Source organism: Pseudoflavonifractor sp. AF19-9AC (genome assembly GCF_003478995.1).
In the GTDB taxonomy this organism is placed as follows: Bacteria; Bacillota; Clostridia; order Oscillospirales; family Oscillospiraceae; genus Lawsonibacter.
The window spans coordinates 240,109-260,562 of sequence record NZ_QUGI01000002.1 but is presented as its reverse complement, the minus strand read 5'-3'; the positions used below and the strand labels follow the sequence as shown (position 1 = coordinate 260,562).

Annotated in this window: 26 protein-coding genes; 13 read left to right on the top strand and 13 right to left on the bottom strand. The window is 60.7% G+C overall.

The features are described 5' to 3' along the window. Positions 1 to 52: 52 nt before the first annotated feature. From rplJ to rpmG, 6 genes are all read right to left on the bottom strand, one after another. Positions 53 to 604 carry a 50S ribosomal protein L10 gene (rplJ, locus tag DWX58_RS04060; protein ID WP_118641720.1) on the bottom strand — a complete coding sequence of 184 codons (552 nt, stop codon included), beginning with the start codon at positions 602 to 604 and terminating at the stop codon, positions 53 to 55. A 363-nt stretch (positions 605 to 967) separates the two neighbouring features. Next, complete coding sequence (rplA, locus tag DWX58_RS04055; RefSeq protein WP_118641719.1) at positions 968 to 1,660, bottom strand: 50S ribosomal protein L1; 693 nt, start codon at positions 1,658 to 1,660, stop codon at positions 968 to 970. 13 nt (positions 1,661 to 1,673) lie between these two features. Continuing rightward, positions 1,674 to 2,099 carry a 50S ribosomal protein L11 gene (rplK, locus tag DWX58_RS04050; RefSeq protein ID WP_118641718.1) on the bottom strand — a complete coding sequence of 142 codons (426 nt, stop codon included), beginning with the start codon at positions 2,097 to 2,099 and terminating at the stop codon, positions 1,674 to 1,676. Positions 2,100 to 2,220: 121 nt separating this feature from the next. Continuing rightward, positions 2,221 to 2,742: a transcription termination/antitermination protein NusG gene (gene nusG / locus DWX58_RS04045; RefSeq protein WP_118641717.1), complete on the bottom strand. Its 522-nt coding sequence runs from the start codon at positions 2,740 to 2,742 to the stop codon at positions 2,221 to 2,223. An 11-nt stretch (positions 2,743 to 2,753) separates the two neighbouring features. Then, on the bottom strand, positions 2,754 to 3,044 hold the full coding sequence (secE, locus tag DWX58_RS04040; protein WP_118641716.1) for a preprotein translocase subunit SecE: 291 nt from the start codon (positions 3,042 to 3,044) through the stop codon (positions 2,754 to 2,756). A gap of 36 nt (positions 3,045 to 3,080) precedes the next feature. Further along, complete coding sequence (rpmG, locus tag DWX58_RS04035; RefSeq protein ID WP_008980220.1) at positions 3,081 to 3,248, bottom strand: 50S ribosomal protein L33; 168 nt, start codon at positions 3,246 to 3,248, stop codon at positions 3,081 to 3,083. A 480-nt stretch (positions 3,249 to 3,728) separates the two neighbouring features. Here rpmG and DWX58_RS04030 point away from each other — a divergent pair, with 480 nt between their 5' ends. Next, on the top strand, positions 3,729 to 4,994 hold the full coding sequence (locus DWX58_RS04030; protein WP_118641715.1) for a hemolysin family protein: 1,266 nt from the start codon (positions 3,729 to 3,731) through the stop codon (positions 4,992 to 4,994). A gap of 56 nt (positions 4,995 to 5,050) precedes the next feature. Here the strand turns inward: DWX58_RS04030 and DWX58_RS04025 are convergent, their stop codons facing one another. The 6 genes from DWX58_RS04025 to DWX58_RS04000 form a co-directional block, all read right to left on the bottom strand. Then, complete coding sequence (locus tag DWX58_RS04025; protein WP_118641714.1) at positions 5,051 to 5,578, bottom strand: hypothetical protein; 528 nt, start codon at positions 5,576 to 5,578, stop codon at positions 5,051 to 5,053. Continuing rightward, entirely contained in the window at positions 5,575 to 6,135 is a 561-nt protein-coding gene (locus DWX58_RS04020; RefSeq protein ID WP_118641713.1) for a sigma-70 family RNA polymerase sigma factor, read from the bottom strand. The genes DWX58_RS04025 and DWX58_RS04020 overlap by 4 nt, the downstream gene beginning before the upstream one ends. 16 nt (positions 6,136 to 6,151) lie before the next feature. Then, entirely contained in the window at positions 6,152 to 6,565 is a 414-nt protein-coding gene (locus DWX58_RS04015) for a hypothetical protein (protein ID WP_118641712.1), read from the bottom strand. Positions 6,566 to 6,678: 113 nt separating this feature from the next. Beyond that, positions 6,679 to 7,299, bottom strand: coding sequence for a flavin reductase (locus DWX58_RS04010; protein WP_118641711.1), 621 nt, complete (start codon positions 7,297 to 7,299; stop codon positions 6,679 to 6,681). A 421-nt stretch (positions 7,300 to 7,720) separates the two neighbouring features. Further along, positions 7,721 to 9,520 carry a threonine--tRNA ligase gene (gene thrS, locus DWX58_RS04005; protein WP_118641710.1) on the bottom strand — a complete coding sequence of 600 codons (1,800 nt, stop codon included), beginning with the start codon at positions 9,518 to 9,520 and terminating at the stop codon, positions 7,721 to 7,723. Between the two features lie 644 nt (positions 9,521 to 10,164). After that, complete coding sequence (locus DWX58_RS04000; protein WP_118641709.1) at positions 10,165 to 10,464, bottom strand: hypothetical protein; 300 nt, start codon at positions 10,462 to 10,464, stop codon at positions 10,165 to 10,167. Between the two features lie 150 nt (positions 10,465 to 10,614). On the opposite strand from DWX58_RS04000, the gene DWX58_RS03995 reads away from it, so the two are divergent. Further along, entirely contained in the window at positions 10,615 to 10,941 is a 327-nt protein-coding gene (locus tag DWX58_RS03995) for a helix-turn-helix transcriptional regulator (RefSeq protein WP_118641708.1), read from the top strand. Positions 10,942 to 10,962: 21 nt separating this feature from the next. On the opposite strand, the gene DWX58_RS03990 is transcribed toward DWX58_RS03995, so the two are convergent. Continuing rightward, positions 10,963 to 11,145: a hypothetical protein gene (locus DWX58_RS03990; RefSeq protein ID WP_118641707.1), complete on the bottom strand. Its 183-nt coding sequence runs from the start codon at positions 11,143 to 11,145 to the stop codon at positions 10,963 to 10,965. Between the two features lie 151 nt (positions 11,146 to 11,296). Between DWX58_RS03990 and DWX58_RS03985 the strand changes: the two genes are divergently transcribed. The 11 genes from DWX58_RS03985 (at position 11,297) to DWX58_RS03935 (ending at position 20,200) form a co-directional block, all read left to right on the top strand. Further along, positions 11,297 to 11,623, top strand: coding sequence for a helix-turn-helix transcriptional regulator (locus DWX58_RS03985; protein WP_118641706.1), 327 nt, complete (start codon positions 11,297 to 11,299; stop codon positions 11,621 to 11,623). A 118-nt stretch (positions 11,624 to 11,741) separates the two neighbouring features. Further along, entirely contained in the window at positions 11,742 to 12,542 is an 801-nt protein-coding gene (locus tag DWX58_RS03980; protein WP_118641705.1) for a YlmH/Sll1252 family protein, read from the top strand. A gap of 16 nt (positions 12,543 to 12,558) precedes the next feature. Then, complete coding sequence (locus DWX58_RS03975) at positions 12,559 to 12,777, top strand: DUF4177 domain-containing protein (protein WP_118641704.1); 219 nt, start codon at positions 12,559 to 12,561, stop codon at positions 12,775 to 12,777. Continuing rightward, entirely contained in the window at positions 12,777 to 12,986 is a 210-nt protein-coding gene (locus DWX58_RS03970; protein WP_118641975.1) for a DUF896 domain-containing protein, read from the top strand. The genes DWX58_RS03975 and DWX58_RS03970 overlap by 1 nt, the downstream gene beginning before the upstream one ends. A 134-nt stretch (positions 12,987 to 13,120) precedes the next feature. Then, a complete protein-coding gene (locus DWX58_RS03965) occupies positions 13,121 to 13,984 on the top strand; it encodes a DegV family protein (RefSeq protein ID WP_158579212.1) in 864 nt (287 codons plus the stop codon). Between the two features lie 136 nt (positions 13,985 to 14,120). Beyond that, on the top strand, positions 14,121 to 15,281 hold the full coding sequence (gene ytvI / locus DWX58_RS03960) for a sporulation integral membrane protein YtvI (RefSeq protein ID WP_118641702.1): 1,161 nt from the start codon (positions 14,121 to 14,123) through the stop codon (positions 15,279 to 15,281). Positions 15,282 to 15,485: 204 nt separating this feature from the next. Continuing rightward, positions 15,486 to 16,859: a trypsin-like peptidase domain-containing protein gene (locus DWX58_RS03955; RefSeq protein WP_118641701.1), complete on the top strand. Its 1,374-nt coding sequence runs from the start codon at positions 15,486 to 15,488 to the stop codon at positions 16,857 to 16,859. Between the two features lie 286 nt (positions 16,860 to 17,145). Continuing rightward, entirely contained in the window at positions 17,146 to 18,327 is a 1,182-nt protein-coding gene (locus tag DWX58_RS03950; protein ID WP_118641700.1) for a DEAD/DEAH box helicase, read from the top strand. Beyond that, complete coding sequence (locus DWX58_RS03945; RefSeq protein ID WP_118641699.1) at positions 18,324 to 18,920, top strand: hypothetical protein; 597 nt, start codon at positions 18,324 to 18,326, stop codon at positions 18,918 to 18,920. The genes DWX58_RS03950 and DWX58_RS03945 overlap by 4 nt, the downstream gene beginning before the upstream one ends. Before the next feature lie 129 nt (positions 18,921 to 19,049). After that, entirely contained in the window at positions 19,050 to 19,259 is a 210-nt protein-coding gene (locus DWX58_RS03940; RefSeq protein ID WP_118641698.1) for a PspC domain-containing protein, read from the top strand. A 65-nt stretch (positions 19,260 to 19,324) separates the two neighbouring features. Further along, positions 19,325 to 20,200, top strand: coding sequence for a GNAT family N-acetyltransferase (locus DWX58_RS03935; protein WP_158579211.1), 876 nt, complete (start codon positions 19,325 to 19,327; stop codon positions 20,198 to 20,200). The last annotated feature ends 254 nt before the right edge of the window (positions 20,201 to 20,454 follow it).

Below are 20,454 nucleotides of genomic sequence, written 5' to 3'. Positions count from 1 at the left end.
GTTTGATTTTAAAATAATGTTTGTAAGCTCCACGCAGGAGCAAAGGGCCGAATTACTCGGCAGCGGGGGCCTCCTCGGCGGGAGCAGCCTCCTCGGCAGCGGCGGGCTCGCCGTTCTTCTCGGCGATGGCCTTCAGGACGATAGCCAGGCTGGTAATGGGAGCCAGCATCATGCCCAGAGCCTGAGCCTGCAGGGTCTCCTTGGAGGGCAGCTCGGCCAGAGCCATGATCTCCTCCAGGGAGATCACCTTGCCGTCCATGAAGCCGCCCTTGATGGTGAACTTACCATTGAGCTGCTTGGCGAACTTGTTGATCACACGCATGGGAGCGATGGGATCGCTGGCGCAGGTAGCCAGAGAAGTGGTGCCGTTGAGCACGTCGTCCAGCTCGCTGAGACCGACGTTGTTCATGGCAAAACGGGTCAGGGTGTTCTTCACCACGCCGTACTGCACGTCGTTCTTACGCAGCTCAACGCGCAGAGCGGTATCCTCAGCCACGGTGATGCCCTTGTAGTCAACCAGAACGCCGCTGGCGGCATTCTGCAGCTGCTCGGTCAGGGCGGCCACGATGGCCTGCTTCTCGGAAAGGACCTTTGCGTTAGGCATTTTTGGATTCACCTCCAACAAAATAAAAATCCTCCGCGTCAAAGGACAGGAGGACAGTACAATCAAAAGTATTCTTCTGAAAGCACTCTCGGCAGGACTTACATCCGGCAAGCCGGATACCTGCTGTCTTTGAACGCATAGGAGATTCTATCACCCCGGACAGGTTTTGTCAAGCAAAACCTGTCCGGGGGAGAGAACAAATTGGGAAAAAGTTGGGCTGTCAGCCTGATATCACGCTTCGCCTGCTCACGACGCACGGCTTCCCTGCGACTCGGCCCGCAAACGGCCGGGCATTTGCCCGTCCTGGTTTGCAGGCCTCGCTCCGGTCCATCCGTGCTGCTCGCGACGGCTCAGACGCTTAACTTAAGCCAGCTTGGCGCCGTTGATCTTGATGCCGGGGCCCATGGTGGAAGCCACGGTGCAGCTCTTGATATACTGGCCCTTGGCAGCGGCGGGCTTGGCCTTGATGATGGCGCCCATGATGGCGTTGAAGTTCTCGGAGAGCTTCTCAGCGCCGAAGGAGACCTTGCCGATGGGGCAGTGGATGATGTTGGTCTTGTCCAGACGATACTCAACCTTACCGGCCTTGATCTCGTTGACAGCCTTGGTCACGTCCATGGTGACGGTGCCGGCCTTGGGGGAGGGCATCAGGCCCTTGGGGCCCAGAACCTTACCCAGACGGCCCACAACGCCCATCATGTCGGGGGTGGCCACGACCACGTCGAAGTCGAACCAGTTTTCCTTCTGGATCTTCTCCACCAGGTCCATCTCGCCTACGTAGTCGGCGCCGGCGGCACGGGCCTCGTCGGCCTTGGCGGCCTTGGCGAAAACCAGCACGCGCTGGGTCTTACCGGTGCCGTGGGGCAGCACGATGGCGCCACGCACCTGCTGGTCGGCGTGACGGGAGTCAACGCCCAGCTTCACGTGCAGCTCGACGGTCTCGTCGAACTTGGCGGTAGCGGTCTCTACCACAAGGCCCATGGCCTCGTTGGTGTCATACAGAGTGTTCTTGTCAATCTTCTTGACACTGTCCTGATACTTCTTGCCTCTAAACATTTCTGCACCCTCCTTACTCGCCCACGACGACGCCCATGGAGCGGGCAGTACCGGCGATCATGCTCATGGCGGCCTCGACGCTGGCGGCGTTCAGGTCGGGCATCTTGGTCTCGGCGATCTTGCGCACGTCTTCCTTGCTGATGGTGGCCACCTTGGTCTTGTTGGGCACACCGGAGCCGGACTCGATGTTGCAGGCCTTCTTGATGAGAATGGCAGCAGGGGGAGTCTTGGTCACGAAGGTGAAGGAGCGGTCGGCGTACACAGTGATGATGACGGGGATGATCATGCCCACGTCGTTCTTGGTGCGCTCATTGAACTCCTTGGTGAAGGCGGCAATGTTCACGCCGTGCTGGCCCAGAGCGGGACCAACAGGGGGAGCGGGGGTTGCCTTGCCGGCGGGAATCTGCAGTTTTACATATCCAGTTACTTTCTGTGCCACGAAAGAGCACCTCCATTATAAATGTGGTTTGGTTGGGCCGAAGGCCCATTGGCGGGACTTTTCTGTCCCTCCCACGTTGGGCGGCCTCCTCAGGCCGCGGGGAAACGCAATGCGGGAAAACTCAGTTGGCGGGCTCCACCTGGTCCAGCTCCAGCTCCACGGGGGTCTCGCGTCCAAACATGGACACTACCACGCGGACCTTGCTGCGGTCCAGGTCAATCTCTTCCACAGTGCCCAGGAAGGATTCCAGCGCGCCGTCGGTGATGCGCACGCTGTCGCCCACCTGATAGCTGACCACGACTTCCCGCTTCTCCACGCCCAGAGCAGCCACGTCGGCATCGGACAGGGGGATCGCTTTGTTTCCCTCGCCCAGGAAGCCGGTGACGCCCCGGATGTTGCGGATAACGTGCCAGGTCTCGTCGTTCATGACCATCTTCACCAGCACGTAGCCGGGGAACACCTTGCGTTCCACGTCCTTGGGGCCGTTGTCGGTAATTTCGGTGACCGTCTCCATGGGGATGCTGATCTCGTGAATCAAATCCCGCATGTTCCGGTTTTCCACATACTTCTCGATGGTGGCCTTCACCGTATTCTCATAGCCGGAATAGGTGTGCACCACATACCAGTTCGCGTTGTCAGCCATGTCCGTCACCCTTAACCCAGCAGATTAATGATGATGTCGATGACGCTGCCGGCCAGGTAATCGAAAATCCAGATGAACACACCCACCACAATGACGCAGGCAATTACGATCAGGGTATTGTTGACCGTCTGCTTGCGGGTGGGCCACTGGACCTTCTTCAGCTCGACCTTCATCTCCTTGATCCACTTGCCGATGCGGGCGAAGAAGCCGGGCTTTTTGTCGGACTTTTTGTCCTTCTTGGCCTTGGCGGCCTTGTCAGAGCCAGACGGAGTGGTCTGCTCCAGCTTTTCGTTTTCAGCCATTGTTACCCTTCTTTCCTTTCAGCCTGAGGGACCAAATTACTTGGTCTCATTGTGGACCGTGTGCTTTCTGCAGAAGGGGCAATACTTGTTCAGCTCCAGGCGGTCAGGGGTATTCTTCTTGTTCTTCATGGTGTTGTAGTTTCTCTGCTTGCACTCAGAGCACCGCAGGGTGATCTTGATGCGCGCGCCGGCCTTGCTTGCCATTTGTTCGGCACCTCCTTTTAAAGTTGAGCGGTCCGTCCCGGGGGTGGGCCGCCGTGTGGTCGGGTCAAAAACACGGGCGAGTGCCGAAAAAAGCAAAACGCCGGATTCAGCCCGCAGGCCGGATCCAGCGACGCAAAGACACAATACCAGTGTCAGACGCTACGGTGGGGTCCGGCCCATTGCCTCCCTGTGGCCTCATACGGGGGAGGGGTTCGGGCGCAGACACCGTAAAAATGCGCACGACAAAAAAGCCCCTTTTCACAGGTAGAATTACTATACCACAGTCCGCAGAGGACAGTCAAGTCTTTTTTTGACCTTTTTTGTGTTAAATTCCTGATAAAATTGCCCCGGAAGGCAAAAATCCGGCCTTTTGCCCCGGGATATCCGTTGCATTCCCGGGGAAGGTATGATATACTCCTCACCAAATACATAATATTATGTGTTTAATTTTAAGAAGAAAGCAGAGTTGATATTTTCCACATGGAACTTGACAGTGCCAGTATAGGCATGATTGTCGCACTTCTCTTCCTGGTGGCCATGTCCGCCTATTTCTCCGCCACCGAGACGGCCTTTACCTCCCTCAACCGCATCCGCCTGCGTACCAAGGCGGACGCCGGCGACCGGCGGGCGGCCAGGACCCTGGCTTTGGCGGAGGACTATGACAAGCTGCTGTCCACCATCCTCATCGGCAACAACATTGTCAACAACGTGGCCACCACCATCGGCGCGGTGCTGTTCATCAAGCTCATTGATGACCTCCGGGGCCCCACGGTGTCCGCCATTGTGCTGACGGTGGTCATCCTCATCTTCGGCGAGGTGTCCCCCAAGAGCCTGGCCAAGGAGCACCCCGAGAGCTGGGCCATGTTTGCCACTCCCCTGCTGCGGCTGTTCCTGCTGGTGCTGGCCCCCCTGAACTTCCTGTTCGGCCAGTGGAAGCGGCTTTTGTCCATGGTCATCCGCAACAGCGGCGGCGACGGCATCACCGAAGAGGAGCTGGTGGGCATGGTGGACCAGGCTGAGACCGAGGGCGGTCTGGACGAGCATGAGAGCGACCTCATCCGCAACGCTATCGAGTTCAACGATTTGGAGGTCTCCGAGATCCTCACCCCCCGGGTGGATCTGGTGGCCGCTGAGGAGGACAGCTCCATGGAGGAGGTGGCCGCCCTGTTTGTGGAGAGCGGCTACTCCCGCATCCCCCTCTACCACGAGACCATCGACAACATCGTGGGCGTCATCCACGAGAAGGACTTCTACGCCGCACGCTACCGGGGCGAGACCATGGTGAAGAACCTGAAGGCCCCTGTCTTTTACACCACCGGCAACACCAAGATCTCCGAGCTTCTGCGGATTCTGCAGAAGAACAAGGCCCATATGGCCGTGGTGGTGGACGAATACGGCGGCACCGAGGGCATTGCCACTCTGGAGGACATCCTGGAGGAGCTGGTGGGCGAAATCTGGGATGAGCACGACGAGGTCATTGAGACCTTCCAGAAGCAGGAGGACGGCAGCTATCTCATCGCCTGCTCCGCCGACCTGGACGACATGTACGACCTGTTCCAGGTGAAGGGCGAGTGCGACGCCGCCACCGTCTCCGGCTGGGTGATGGAGCAGGTGGGCCGGGTGCCCGAGGAGGGCGACCACTTCCAGGCCGAGGGACTGGACGTCACTGTCACCAAGGTGGAGCACCGCCGGGTGATGGAAATTCAGGTCCGGGTCATGGAGGACCAGGAAAAAACGGAAAAATAAAGATCGAAAAAACATGGGCCCGCGCATCTGCGCGGGCCCATGTTTTTTCACAAGGATTAGAAGGAGGGCTCCGCCAGGGCAAAGACCTCATAGTCCCCCTGGTCCGACTGGACATAGAGCAATCCATCCGCCCCGGCATAGAGGGCGCAGCCCACATAGGCGGTCCCATTGGTGCTGGGGGAGGAGGCGCCCTCCGCTGCCTCCGACAGGAGGCCCACCTCTTCCGCTCCGTCAGGCAGCTCTGGGACGGTCTCCTCGGTGGAGAGGTAGCTCCGGTTGTCCAGCAGGATGTAGACCGAGCCGTCCGGGAGGGAGACGGAACCTGAGGAGGTGCCGGCACTCCCCACATCGCCGGAGGGTGCACCTCCCCCGGCGGAGGTACTGGCCCCTGCCCCGTTGGAGGAGTTGATGCCGCTCCAGTTCTGCACCACACCCCGGCCTACAAGGAGCACCAGGGCCAGACAGGCGCACAGCCCCAGCCACCGCTGCCAGGGGACAGGCTTCCGGGCGGGGGCCTGCTCCGCCTGGACGATCAGGTCGTCATCCAGAAGGCCCATGGCCTCCAGTAAATGCTCCGATGTCATAGGCCGGCTCCCTCCTCCTCCAGAATGTGCCTTAGCCGTTTGCGGGTGCGGTGGAGCCGGGACTTCACCTGGCCCTCAGTGAGGCCGAAGCGGGCCTCCAGAGCCGCCAGGGACTCCAGATGAAAATACCGCCGCACAAATAAGGTCCGGTCCAGCTCCGGCTGCGTTCTCAGAAAGTCAGAGATCACCCGGGCGGTCTCCGCTGCCTCCAGATGCCGCTCCGGGGTGTTCCGGTCGGGCAGGCAGTCCTCCAGCTCCAGCAGGGCCACCTCCACCTGGCTGCCGCCCCGCTTGGCCGCCCGGTTTTTCCGCCAGCGGTCCAGGGAGAGGTTCCGGGTGATTTTGCCGAAAAAGGCGGAGAGCACCCCCGGACGCTGGGGCGGCATGGCGTTCCAGGAGCGCAGCCAGGTGTCGTTGACGCACTCCTCCGCATCCTCCTCCAGCTCCACAATGCTCCGGGCGATGGACAGGCAGTAGCGGCCGTATTTCCGGTCGCTCTCCTCGATGGCCTGCTCCGAGCGGGCCCAGTACAGCTCCACAATCATGCTGTCTTCCACAGGGGACCTCCTCTCCCTATCCGCGTTCCGACAAAATTCGGTTTCCAAACCGGTTCAGAGCCTCACAGGGGGCGTGCTCCGTCCGATAGCCCACCCCGTCCACCACCAGGAAGGGGCTGAAAGCCATCACCGTGCGGGTGGTGCCGTCCCGGAGGGTCAGGGAGTAGGTCACCCCCTGGCCGGCGTACTCCCGCCAGCTGTCGTCCCGGCGGCGGGTGACCACCTTTTGCAGAAGGCCTGCCAGCTCCTCCCGCTCCGCCTCGGTCAGAGTGAATGTCACATCAGGGGGCGACAAGCGGACCGAGGCGGCCCGGAGGTCGCCCGCCTCCAGACCAGCAAAGGGCCGGTTCCCCCGGAAAAAAGCGTACCAGATCAGCAGCCCCGCCGCAAGAGCCAGTCCCGCCAAAATCACCACAATTCGTTTTCCCATGGCCGCAGGCCTCCTTTCTAATTCTTTAGACGCAGGGCGGGGCATTTGGTTGCGCAAATAGAGCAAAAAAATTCCGCCGGAAAGAGGCTTCCGGCGGAAAAACAGAGGTTTTATCAAGGCAGGGGCTCAAAGTCCGAGGCGGGGTGCTTGCACCAGGGGCAGATGAAGTCCTCGGGGAGGAAATCGCCCTCATACACATAGCCGCACACCACGCACACCCAGCGCTTCTTCTCCGAGGGAGCGGCGGCCTGGGGCTTGGGCTTGATGTTGGCCTGATAGTAGGTGTAGGTGGCGGCGGGATCGGAGTTCAGCACGTCCCCGTCCTCCACATCGGCCAGGAACAGAGTGTGGGTGCCCAGGTCGATGGTGGAGACCACCTTGGCGCTGAGCCAGGCGCAGACGCCCTTGGTCACCCGGAGAATGCCGTTGTCGCCCCGGACGGCGTCAGCCTCAAAGCCGGCAAACTTGTCCACATCCCGGCCCGACTGGAAGCCGAAGCGCTGGAAGGTGGAAAACTCCGCCTTCTCGGACAGGACGGACAGGGTGAAGCGGCCGGTGGCCAGTACCATATCATGGGTATAGTTGCTCTTGTTGACGGTGATGATGATGCGGTTGGGCTCGGTGGTGACCTGCATGGCGGTGTTGATGATGCAGCCGTTGTCCTTCTCCCCCTGGCGGGCGGAGAGCACAAACAGGCCATAGCTCAGGGCATACATAGCCTTGGGATTTTTCATGGCGGAGTTCCTCCTCAAAACAGCGGCCCCGAAGGGCGGCGGAATGGTGTGCTTTCTTCTGTTTGAAGCATAGCACAGGTTTGGGCAGAAGTCCAGAAGAAAATGAGAATAATTCTTATTTATTTTTTAGGGACAAAACAGGAAACATGCAGCGGGCTTGCAGCGGAGAAAGCCCTCGGCAGAGTTTCGCCGCCAGCGGGCGGCGAAATAAATTGAAATTTGTTTTTTCGGCGACATGTGCGTCGAAAAAAACACTTCTCAGCCCGCAAACGTGCGAGCAAAGCGAGTGCGCTGCAGCGGGCTGCAGCTGCTCAAAAAACGCCTGCGTTTTTTGAAGCGTGTCGAGGTCCCTCGACACGCTAAAAACCGGTCCGTCTCAGCGTTCCCTGAGACGGACCGGTTATGCACAAATAAAGGGGAATTACTTCTTGGCCTTGGAGTCCACCACGTCCTTGAGCAGGGCGGCAAACTCCTCGAAGGACATGGCGCCCAGGTCGCCGTCGGCGCGGTGGCGGGGGGAGACGGTGCCGTTCTCCATATCCCGGTCACCGATGACCAGCATATAGGGGACCTTGTCCAGCTGGGCCTCGCGGATCTTCTTGCCGATCTTCTCGTTGCGGTAGTCCACCTCAACCCGGTAGCCCTGGTCGGAGAGTTTGCGGGCCAGGTCGGCGCAGTAGTCGGCGGCGCGGTCGGTGACGGGGAGGAAGCGGACCTGCTCGGGGGCCAGCCAGGTGGGCAGAGCGCCGGCGTACTCCTCGATGAGGTAGGCCAGGGTGCGCTCGTAGCAGCCCATGGAGGTGCGGTGGATAATATAGGGCAGCTTCTTCTCGCCGTTCTCGTCAATGTAGTACATGCCGAACTTCTCGGCCAGGAGCATGTCGATCTGGATGGTGACCAGGGTGTCCTCCTTGCCGTAGACGTTCTTGTACTGGATGTCCAGCTTGGGGCCGTAGAAGGCGGCCTCGTCGATGCCGATGGTGTACTCCACGTCCAGGTCCTTCAGAATCTGGGCCATGACGCTCTGGGCGTGCTCCCACTGCTCGGCGGTACCCTCGTACTTGTTGTTGGGGTTGGCGGGATCCCACTGGGAGAAGCGGAAGGTGCACTTGTCCAGCAGGCCCAGGGTGCCAAGACAGTACTTGGCCAGGTCCAGGCAGCCCTTGAACTCCTCCTCCAGCTGGTCGGGGCGGAGGATGAGGTGGCCCTCGGAGATGGTGAACTGGCGGACACGGATGAGGCCGTGCATCTCGCCGGAGTCCTCGTTGCGGAACAGGGTGGAGGTCTCACCCAGGCGCATGGGCAGGTCGCGGTAGGAGCGCTGGCGGTTCAGGAAGACCTGATACTGGAAGGGGCAGGTCATGGGGCGCAGGGCGAAGCACTCCTTGGTCTCGTCATAGGGGTCGCCCAGGATGAACATGCCGTCCAGGTAGTGGTCCCAGTGGCCGGAGATCTTGTAGAGGTCCCGCTTGGCCATGAGGGGGGTCTTGGTCAGCAGGTAGCCCCGCTTCTGCTCGGTGTCCTCAATCCAGCGCTGCATCAGCTGCACCACACGGGCACCCTTGGGCAGCAGCACGGGCAGGCCCTGGCCGATGACGTCCACGGTGGTGAAGTACTCCAGCTCGCGGCCCAGCTTGTTGTGGTCCCGCTTCAGAGCCTCGGCCTGCTTGGCCAGGTACTCGTCCAGCTCATCCTTCTTGGGGAAGGCCACGCCGTAGATGCGCTGGAGCATCTTGCGGCTGGAGTCGCCCCGCCAGTAGGCGCCGGTGGCGCTGGTGAGCTTGACGGCGTTGCCCTTGATGCGGCCGGTGGAGTCCAGGTGGGGGCCGGCGCACAGGTCGGTGAACTCGCCCTGCTTGTAGAAGGAGATGACCGCGTCCTCGGGCAGGTCGTTGATGAGCTCCACCTTGTAGGGCTCCTCCTTCTCCTCCATCAGCTTCAGGGCCTCGGCCCGGGGCAGCTCAAAGCGCTCCAGCTTCAGCTTCTCCTTGCAGATCTTCCGCATCTCCGCCTCCAGGGCCTCCAGGTCCTCGGGGGTGAAGGGGCGGGGGGTGTCAAAGTCGTAGTAGAAGCCATTTTCAATGGCGGGACCGATGGCCAGCTTCACCTCGGGGTGCAGACGCTTCATGGCCTGAGCCAGGACGTGGGAGCAGGTGTGCCAATAGGTCTTGCGGTACTCGGGATTTTCAAAGGTAAACTCGTTTTTCACTTCTTCGGACATGATATATACCTCCTTAACCGTCCGTGGGGGCGGCAGAGAGCCGCCCACGTGTTCTGAGGGGCAAGAAAAAACGCCTCACCCCTGATGGTGTGTCAGGGGTGAGGCATCGTATCCTAGTCACGCTGCAAATTGGACACGCGGCCGGGTCGCTTTCGCTCCGACTCGGACTTGAAACAGCCCGCCTGCGGCGGCCTTGGTTTCGCGCCCTCGCTTTGCTCCAAGCTTCCCTGCGTGTCTATTTTCCGCGCTCTGATGCTCCACGGTTCCACCCTGCTTGCAAGAGGCGTTTGAGCCGTCGCGAGCAGCGCGGATGGACCGGAACGAGGGCGAGGGGAGGGCCGCAGGGCCCGGACACCAGCCCGAGTTGGAGGGAAGCCGCGCGTCGCGAGCAGGCGAAACGTGATCACTTGCCGCTTTGTGACCTCTGTAACGGGAGGGCCCGGCCCAGCTTTCTGCCGAACGAGAGCACAGGGCAGAGGGGAGGACCCATTCTGCATTCTGCATTCTGCATTCTGCATTCGCCAGCGGCTCAGGAGTGGTACCGGCCGCATACCTGCGCGGGGCAATCGCACCAAACATGCCCCTCTCTGAGCGCGGCAGACGCGGCCTCTTCTCCGTCTGCGCCATTTTACGCAGACACTATATCACCCGCCGCTCCCGGTGTCAAGGGGGAAAGTACCGGTGTTTCTTCCGGAATTTGTCTGGGAGAAGTGCTCCAGAAGGCGCTGCCGGCACAAATCAGCGCTGGCCGGAGCGCGCGGCTCGCCCGTCAGATAGGCCAGAGCCTCCTGCCACTGCCGGAGAGAAAAGGCTGCGGCCGGGGTGTTCGCAAGGGCCTTGTACAGAGTGAAAGATGCAGGGGCCGCCCAGCGCAGATCAGAGAGATATGTGAGCCCGGCCAGGTGAGCCAGATGCTCCAACAGATGGGGAGAATTTGTGTCCATAGATACCCCCTAAAACTACACTTTAAAGTTATAAATCAACTATAATGCTCAAAAAATACTATGTCAAGTGTAAAAACAACTTATAGATTATTTTTACGAGAGGGGTACACCACTAAAATAGGGACACAGGGAAGAAAATGAGGTGATGACATGGCCTTGGACTATGGAACCATCGGACAGCGGATCGCGGCGCGGAGAAAGGCACTGGGGCTCAAGCAGGTGCAGGTGTGCGAGCGGTGCGATATCAACAGCAATTATCTCTCCAACATTGAGCGGGCCAAGTCCATCCCAAGCCTGGAGGTCTTTGTGCGGATTTGCCAGGCCCTGGACGTCACTCCGGATGAGCTGTTGGCCGGAACGGTCCGGCGGGAGGAGCCGGAGGAGTGGAAAAACGTGGCGGAAAAGCTGCGGGGGATGAGCCGGGAGCAGTTGGCGCTGGCGGATTCCTTCCTTTCCTGGGTTTCAGAGCGTGGATAGAAGAAAAAAGGCGGCTGCCGGTCAAGGGTAGCCGTCTTTGTTTTCTGTTTCGGTGAGTTCCTCTCCGTCGTCCAGAAACAGGTCTTCCGCGTCCATCTGGGCGGTTTTCAGGGTGAGAATGGCCGCCGGGACTACGCCCCGTTCCAGTTGGTCCAGGGCCGTGGTGATGGCGTTGAAGAGGGTGTAATACATTTTTTGATACATGCTGAGATGCCTCCTTTTCGTGTTACAACAAGTAATTCAATTTTAAAATACGAAATAATAAAGTGTCAAGAAGAAATTCGCGCTTGTAGCTGGTTTAATATGCGCGCAGTCCCCATATGCTTTAGTTAAATGTGTATTCGGGAGGTGCAGCATGGAATTAGATTACAAGCAGATTGGGCGGCATATTGCCCGGCGCCGCAAGGAATTGGGCATGACGCAGGCAGAGGTGGAGGAGAGAGCGGATATGGCCTACAAGTATCTCTCCAGCGTAGAACGTGGTGTTTCCATCCCTTCCACGGAACTGATTATGCGCCTGGCCATTGTGCTGGATACCACCCCCGACGAATTTCTGGTGGGCTCGGTGCGCAGCCGGGACGAGGCCTGGAAGAATGTGGCCGAGAAGCTGCGGGGGCTGGACCCAAAGCAGCTGGAGCTGGCCGACCGCTTCATCACCTGGGTGTCCGAGCAGAAGCTGTAAGGACACTTTACCGGGCAGCCGTCCCCAGACGGCTGCCTTTCTGCTGCCCTTCCGCCATTGACAAGGGCGGCGGAGCTCGCATATACTGGTCATACCATTTTGGAAGGGGGAGGAGCGCGTGAACAAGAAGGAGCTGCTGGACCGCTGCGCCCGCAGCGGCGAGGAGCGGATGCTGCTGGCCCGGGCGCTGGACAAGCTGGAGCTGGCCCAGGACCGGGGCGTCCCCGCCCACACCCCCTTTCTCTCCCCGGGGGAGCAGGCCTCGGTGTCCGATCTGCTCTCCGTCTGGGGCCACCCCCGCCACCGGTTCTGGGGCGGCTATGAGGGGGCGGAGCGCCAGGTCTGCCTCTTCCTCCCCGACTGGCAGGAGGAGGACGACGCGGTGTCCGACCCGGAGGGGCCCCTGGGGGCTCTGGAGGCCGCCTTTCCCGCCGAGGCCTCTTTGGGACACCGGGACATTCTGGGCTCCCTCATGGGCCTGGGATTGACCCGGGAAAAGCTGGGGGACATTCTGCTGCCCGGTCCGGGCCGCTGCCAGGTGGTGGCATTGCGGGAGGCCCTGCCCATTCTCCTCTCCCAGTGGGAGGGGGCCGGGCGGTACAAGGTGCGCCTCAAAGAGATCACTCTGAACCAGCTCACCCCCGCCCCGGTGCAGGTGAAGACCATCCGGGACACGGTGGCCTCCCCCCGGCTGGATGCGGTGCTGGGAGCGGGCTTCTCTCTGTCCCGGTCCAAGGCCGCCGCCTACATCTCCGCGGGCAAGGTGGCCGTCAACCACCGGGAGTGCCTGAAGGGGGACAAGCTCATTGAGGAGGGGGACGTGCTCACCTGCCGGGGTCTGGGCAAGTGCGTGGTAAAGGAGGTCCCCGGCCAGTCCAAAAAGGGCCGCACCATGCTGGTGCTGGAACGGTACGTTTAATAAGGAGGTCGGCAGTATGCTGGAATACGACTTTGTCTCTCTGGAAACGGAGTGGGGCACGGGCTACAACCTCTTCGGAGGCGTGCGCATCGATACCAGCGGACACCGGGATATCATCGTCCAGCGGGCGGCGGAGGGCTGGCGCTATGTGGGCTGGCTGCCCACCACCCAGCGGGGCACCGGACAGATTGACCGCATTGACTTGATTTTTGAGCGGGAGGTACCAACGCCATGATGACAAAGGAAAAAATTGAACGGATCAATATCCTGGCCCGGAAGGCCAAGACCCCCGAGGGACTGACCCCGGAGGAAATTGCCGAGCGGGATGTTCTGCGACGGGAGTATATCGAGGCCTACAAGAAGAGCCTCACCGCCCAGCTCAACAGCACCGTCATTCAGTATCCCGACGGCACCCGCCGTCCTCTGCGCCCCAAAAAGCCCTGAATCTGGAGGGAATCTGAACGCCTCCCCGCATTGACAACAAAAGGGCTTTCTGGGATAATGACCATGTTACGGCAGAGACCCGTTCTCCCGGTTGGGAGGCATTTTGATACATACAATGAATGAAGGAGGCCAATATGGCTCGCATTAAGTTTTTGACCGATTCCGCCGCCGACATTCCCGCCGCCCTGCGGGAGGAGCTGAACATTCAGGTGCTCCCCTTCCCCATTGCCATGGGGGACAAGGAGTATCAGGACGGGGTGGACTTTACCCCCGAGGAGTTTTACGGCATGCTGCTGGCCGCCCCTCAGATTCCCACCCATGCCCAACTGACCGCCTTTTTGTTCCAGGAGTGCTTTGAGCAGGCCTGGAAGGAGGGGTACACCGACCTCATCCACACCTCCATCAACTCCAAGGGCTCGGCCACCTATCAGAATTCCATTCAGGCCCGGGAGGAGTTTTACGAGGACCACCCCGAGGCCAAGGACACCTTCCACATCCACATCATTGACTCCCATAACTACACCATGAGCTACGGCTACCCCGTGGTGGAGGCCGCCAAGCTGGCCGCCCAGGGAAAAGAGGCCGGGGAGATCGTGGCCTTTATCCAGGACTGGATCGACCGGGTGCGGGTGGTGTTCGCCCCCCTGGATCTGCGCTTTGCCAAGAAGTCGGGCCGGGTGCCCGCCGCGGCCGCCTTTGTGGGAGACGCTCTGGGTCTGAAGCCCATCATGACCTTTGACAACGGGGACTCCAAGATCCTTACCAAGGTGCGGGGGGAGAAGAACGTCATCCCCACCCTGCTGGACCTGTGCCAGAAGGAGCGCCGTCCCGACAGCCCCTATCTGCTCATCCGGGGCAACAACGATGTGCAGTCGGATAAGCTCCACGAGGCGGCTGTCCAGGCCCTGGGCCAGGAGCCTGCCATGGAGTACCACATCGGCGGCGTCATCGCCATCAACGCCGGCCCCAACCTGGTGGGGGTCGTCTACTGGACCTAAACGATTCGGGTCGGGGGGATTGTTCCCCCCGGCCCTGTTTTTTATAAAGATTTAATTTTGGGACAAACAGGTTTTACAATTTCTTCATCTTTTTTGTGGTATGCTTGACACAATATGCAAGGAGGAGGACTGATCCATGAATCCCGGACAACTGACTTGGCGGGAGCGGGGCTGGCTGTGGTTCCGACTGGGGATCCGTCTGGTGCTGACCATCGTCGTTGTGGTGCTGCTGGCCGTTTTCGGAAGAGGCCTGCTGTCCCTGTTCGCTCCCTTTCTCGCTGCCCTCATCACGGCGGCGATTCTGAACCCCATGGTGAAGTGGCTTCAGCGGAAGCTGGGCCTGTCCCGTCCGGTGCTCACCGGATTTTTGATGATTCTGGTCTTCGGCGCGCTGGGCGCGGCCATCGGCTTTCTGGGCTATGCCGCAGTCAATGAGCTGGTCTCCCTGGCCCAGAACTGGCAGGGGCTGCTGGACGGCCTCCAGGGGGCCCTGGACCAGACGGAGGAGCTGTTTGCCCGCCTGTGGACCCTGGTGCCGCCCCAGATGAACGAGACGGTGCAGTCGGTGACCGACGGACTGCTGGAATGGCTGTCCACCGCCACCCCCAATCTGCTCAACACCCTGGTGGACTACACCACCAACAAGGCCCTGGGTGTGCCCTCCTTTGTGGTGGCCCTGGTGATCTTCCTCATGGCCACCTTCTTCCTTACCGCTGACTACCCCTACCTGCGCTCCCGGGCCGCCCAGGGTATGGGGGACGGACTGCTCCACTTCTGCCGCCAGGTGCACTCCACCGCCCTGGGGGCCTTCGGCGGCTATCTGAAGGCGGAGTTTCTCCTCTCGGTGGGGGTGTTCTTCATCCTGCTGGGGGGCTTCCTGCTCATCCGCCAGCCCTACGGGCTGCTGCTGGCCCTGGGCCTGGCTATTCTGGATTTTATTCCCATTATCGGCGCGGGCACCGTCATGGTGCCCTGGGCCTTCATCGCCCTGTTTACCCGGGACTACCCCACAGCCATTGAGTTGATGGCCATCTGGGGCGTCATCGCCCTGTTCCGCCGGGTGATGGAGCCCAAATTTGTGGGCGATCAGACGGGGCTGTCCCCCATTCTCTCCCTGGTAAGCATTTATGTGGGCATGAAGGTAGCGGGGGTGCTGGGCATGATTCTGGGCCCCATCTGCCTTTTGGTGCTGCTGAATCTGGCGGGAATGGGCATGTTCCACGGCCTGCGGCTGGATTTGGCCGCCGCCGCCCGGGACACCGCCGCCATTCTCTCCCACCACCCGCCAAAGGCCTGAAAAAACCGGATATCGGGGCTGTTTGCCGTCCGTTTGGGGCGGCAAGCAGCCCCTCTTTTTCCACCGGTCAAAATTTATTTTGGGAAAGTTCAAAAAACGATGTTTTTTTCTTCATGATTTTTTCATATTTATACGGTAAGATAAGTCCCGTAAAAAGGAACCGGAGCTCCCGGAGGTCCGGTGTAACAAAGGAGCGTAGGAATTATGGAGAACAACGAATTCAATTTCTACAATAGTGAAAATGATGGTTATCGGGGCGGCTTCGGTGATTACACCGATCCCATTCCCACCACTGGCGGCCCCGTTCCTTCCCAGAAAGCCCCCAAAAAGAAAAAGACCGGTCTGCGCATTGCAGCTCTGCTGCTGGCCTGCGTGGTGCTGGGCGGCGGAGCCGGCGTAGGAGGCGCTGCCCTGTATGCCCAGATGAATCAGCCCGAGACCGTGGTTTATGAGGGCGAGCGACCCCAGGTGGAAACGGTGGTCAACAACAACAATGGCCAGCCCATGACCGCCGAGCAGCTCTACGCCGCCAACCTGGCCTCCTGTGTGGGCATCACGGTGAACACCACCGTAAATATCTTCGGCCAGACCACCACCTCCGCTGCCTCTGGCTCGGGCTTCGTGCTCACCCAGGACGGCTACATCGTCACCAACTACCACGTCATTGAGGACGCGGTGGAGGACTCCTCCGTCACCATCGAGGTCTCCTTCGCCAGCGGCGACAAGTACACCGCCAAGCTGGTGGGCGGCGAGCAGGACAACGACGTGGCCATCATCAAGATTGACGCCACCGGCCTGCAGCCCGTCACCCTGGGCAACAGCGACCAGCTGGTGGTAGGCGAGACCGTCTACGCCATCGGCAACCCCCTGGGCGAGCTGACCTACTCCCTCACCGACGGTATTGTCTCCGCTCTGGACCGGCTCATCACCACCTCCAGCACTGACTCCAACGGAAACACCGTCTCCACCACCCTCAACGTGCTGCAGACCAACTGTGCCATCAACCCCGGCAACTCCGGCGGCCCGCTGTTTGACAGCTACGGCAACGTGGTGGGCATCGTCTCCGCCAAGTACACCCAGTCCCAGTCCGGCGTCAGCGCCGAGGGCCTTGGCTTCGCCCTCCCCATCAACGATGTGAAGGAGATTCTCTCCGATCTTATCGAGCACGGCTATGTCACCGGTAAGCCCTACATGGGCGTCCAGGTGCAGGACGTCTCCGCGGAGGCCCAGAGCTACGGCATCTCCGCCGGCGCCGTGGTCAAGTATGTGGCCGAGGGCTCCTGTGCTCAGAAGGCCGGCCTGCAGGTCAACGACATTATTACCGCCATTGACGACACCGCCGTGGACTCCTCCACCGCCCTTACCGCCGCTCTGTCCACCAACTACAAGGCCGGAGACACCGCGACCCTCACCATTGTCCGGGACCAGCAGGAGCAGAAGATCTCCATTACCTTCGACGAGAAGAATGCCGAGACCGAGTCTGCCAACCAGCTCCAGCAGGACAACCAGCAGAGCCAGCAGGGGCAGAGCGGAAACGGCTACTACTATCAGTGGCCCTTCGGCGGCTTCAACTGGTAATCCCAATTTCCAACCCTTGTTTCTCATTTTCCCTTCCTCTTGACAAAGGAGCCCGTCCGCCGCTGAAACCGCGGCGGACGGGTTCCTTTTTGGCCGCTCAAGGGGCAAAATGGGGGAAACAATGGACAAAGGAAGAAAAAACGGGTATAATATATCCTGGATTGTTATGGGGCGGCTGAGCTGCCCTGCGGATTCGGGGCCGCGCCGGGAAAAACGGCGTTTCACATCTTCTGTGCGGTTGGGTAGGCCTTGGATCACAACAGACAGAGGAAGGAACGAAGAATCCATGGAAATCAACGGACAGACCGTAAATGAGCATGCCCGTTACGACCAGCTGGGCTTGTCCCCCGAGCTGATGCGGGCCATTGAGAAGAAGGGCTATGTGGAGGCCACACCCATCCAGACCGGGGCCATCCCCTATTTTATGGACTGGAAGGACGTCATTGCCAAGGCCCCCACCGGCACGGGCAAGACCTTTGCCTTCGGCATCCCCATGGTGGAGCACATCGACCCGGAGAGCCGGGACATTCTGGCTCTGGTGTTGGCCCCCACCCGGGAGCTGGCCATCCAGATCCAGGACGAGCTGCGGGACCTGTGCGCCTTCAAGGAGGGCGTGCGGGTGGTGTGCCTCTACGGCGGACAGCCCATTGACAAGCAGATCACCCAGCTGAAGAAGGACCCCCAGATCGTGGTGGCCACCCCGGGACGGCTGATGGACCACATGAAGCGGCGCACGGTGAAGCTGGACAAGGTGCAGACCGTAGTGCTGGACGAGGCCGACCGGATGCTGGACATGGGCTTTGTCCGGGACGTGACTCACATTCTGGACAAGATGCCCAAGCGGCGCAATCTGGGCCTCTTTTCCGCCACCATCTCCCGGGAGGTGCTGGACATCTCCTGGGTGTACCAGCGGGAGCCGGTGGAGATCACCGTCCACGCCGACCAGGCCAATAAGCCCGACATCGCCCAGTACCGCCTGGAGGTGGACCGGGGGGAGAAGGCGGACACCATGGCCCGGCTGCTGGCCATGGGTGGCTATGAGCGGGTCATCGCCTTCTGCAACACCAAGAACATGACCGACCGGCTGGCGGGGCTGCTGTCCATGCGGGGAATCTCCTGCCAGGCCATCCACGGGGATATCCAGCAGTCCGCCCGGGAGAAGACCCTGAAGAAGTTCCGGGACGGCCAGATTCGGGTACTGGTGGCCACCGACGTGGCTGCCCGTGGTCTGGATATTGACGATGTGGACGCCGTCTTTAACTACGACGTGCCCGACGAGAACGAGTACTACATCCACCGCATCGGCCGCACCGGACGGGCCAAGCGCCACGGCGTGGCCTTCTCCCTGGTGTCCTCGGTGCCCGAGGGCCTGCGGCTGGATGAGATCAAGAAGAACACCGGCAACGACATCCGCGCCGTCCGCTTCAATGAGAAGGGGGACCTGGTGGCTAAGGTGGAGCGCAGTTGAAAGGGCGGAAAACGGACTGGCCCCGGCTGCTGGCGGATGTGACGGCCTGCTTTCTGATTCCCGCCTACACCCTGCTCTTTGCCGGCAGCATGGCCTGGTTCCGCACCAACTTTTCCGTCCTGGCCGTGACGGGAAAGGACTACTACCGGGGCTTTGTGCTGTGGGGGATTCTGGCGGCCGCCTATTTTTTCACCATCCTCCTGGCCCTGGCCCGGACCCTGCCCCGGCGGAGGGGACGGATCACCGTGCGGGCCCTGGGGAGCGCTGCCTGCCTGTGTCTGACCGGCGCCCTGCTGGTCCCCTATCTGCCCGACAACTTTCCCCGCTTTGCTCAGCTCCATGTTCTGCTGGCCGCCCTGGCCTGCGTGCTGCTGATGCTGGCGCTGCTGGCGGTGTGCCTGGCCTGCCGCCGGGAGGAGCTGGAGGGCTGGACCTACCACCTGCGGGACTGGGGCGGCATCGTCTTTTTCTCCGGCGTCCTCTTTGCCGCCGGGGGCATGGTCACCAGTGCGCTGGAGGTGTTTTTCACCATCTCCGCCGCCCTGCTGGCCCGGCGGCTGTGGCTGCTGCGGCGGGGAAAGAGGAAATTTTAAGGATTTTTAATCTTTCCCCTATGGATTTTTTCATCCCGTTCGCGTATCCTGAAAGAGAAGAGAAACCCCTGAAGTGGGACGTGCCGCCTCTGCCTTCCGGCTGGGCGGTCCCCGGAAAGGAGATTGGATATGAACGGAAAACGGCTTTATCGGACAGAGGGCCCCTACAAGATGCTGGCCGGCGTGTGCGGCGGCATTGCGGAGTACTTTGACGTGGACCCCACCCTGGTGCGGGTAGGATGGGTCATCGCCTTTTTTGCGGGATCCTTCGGCTTCTGGGCCTACCTGGTCTGCGCCCTTATCGTCCCCCGGAAGAGCGATGTATACCCCCATTTATAAACAAGAAATCCAACAGGGCGGCGGAGCCTTCCGCCGCCCTGTTTCCTACTGAGAAAGGAGCCGCTATGCAAGTACGCCTGTCCCGGCGGGAGGACATCCCCGCCCTGCGGGAGCTTTGGTGCCTGGCCTTCGGGGATGACGGGGCCTATGTGGACAACTTCTTTGCCACCTATTACCGCACAGAGCGGGTGCTGGTGCTGGAGGCGGAGGGGGCTGTGCGGGCCATGACCGCCTGGTTTGACACCCAATTTGTGGTGCCCGGCCGGGGGGAATACCGCTCCGCCTACCTCTACGCCGTGGCCACCCACCCGGACTGGCGCAGCCGCGGCCTGTCCGGCCGGCTGCTGGCCTGGGCGGACGACTACTTCCGTTCCCTGGGCATTCCGGCGGTGACCACCGTCCCTGCCCAGCCCTCCCTGCACAACTTCTTTGGGGCCAACGGCTTCGGGGAGTGCTTCCGCCACATGGAGCTCTCCCTCACCCCGGAGGAGCTGCCCCCGGCCGGGGCGCCCGTCCTCCGTCAGGCCGACCCCGGGGTGTATGGCCGGGTGCGGGAGACCCTCCTGGCGGACCTGCCCCACATTGCCTACCCCGAGGACGCCATCCGGTATCAGGCCGGGTGCTGCGCCCTGGGGACGGGAGGCCTCTTTGTAGGGGATACCGCTGCCGGTCCCCTGTGCCTGTGCGCCGAGGATGCGGGAGACGGTCTGGTGGTATTAAAGGAGTATCTGGGCAGCCCGGAGGCCTGCCGGCTGGCCCTCTCCGATCTTGGGCGGGTGGCCCCCGCCCGGCGTTGGCTGGTCCGTGGTCCCCGGATGGCCGATGAGTGCGCCGCCAACCGGACAAAGGGCCAATTCGGCATGCTCAAATGGCTCGCTCCGGAGCTGTCCCGGAGCTGGGATTGGGACTCTGTGGCCTATCTGGGTCTGGCCTTTGACTGAAAACTTGCATTATATACAAAAACAGCCCTTCTTTTTTGTGAGAAGGGCTGTTTTTTCCTGGCTCACCATCACAGTAAAGTGGGAAAGCCCACCAACCACAGTTATTTGGTTGTGGTGACCTCAACAAAAATTATGCTTTACTCTTTCGGGATTTGTGGTATGCTATACATAAAGAAGGAAAAAACAACCGTTTTTTCATTTTGAACCCTGAATCGCCCCGTAAATGCAAGAAATCCGTCATTACAGGCCCGATT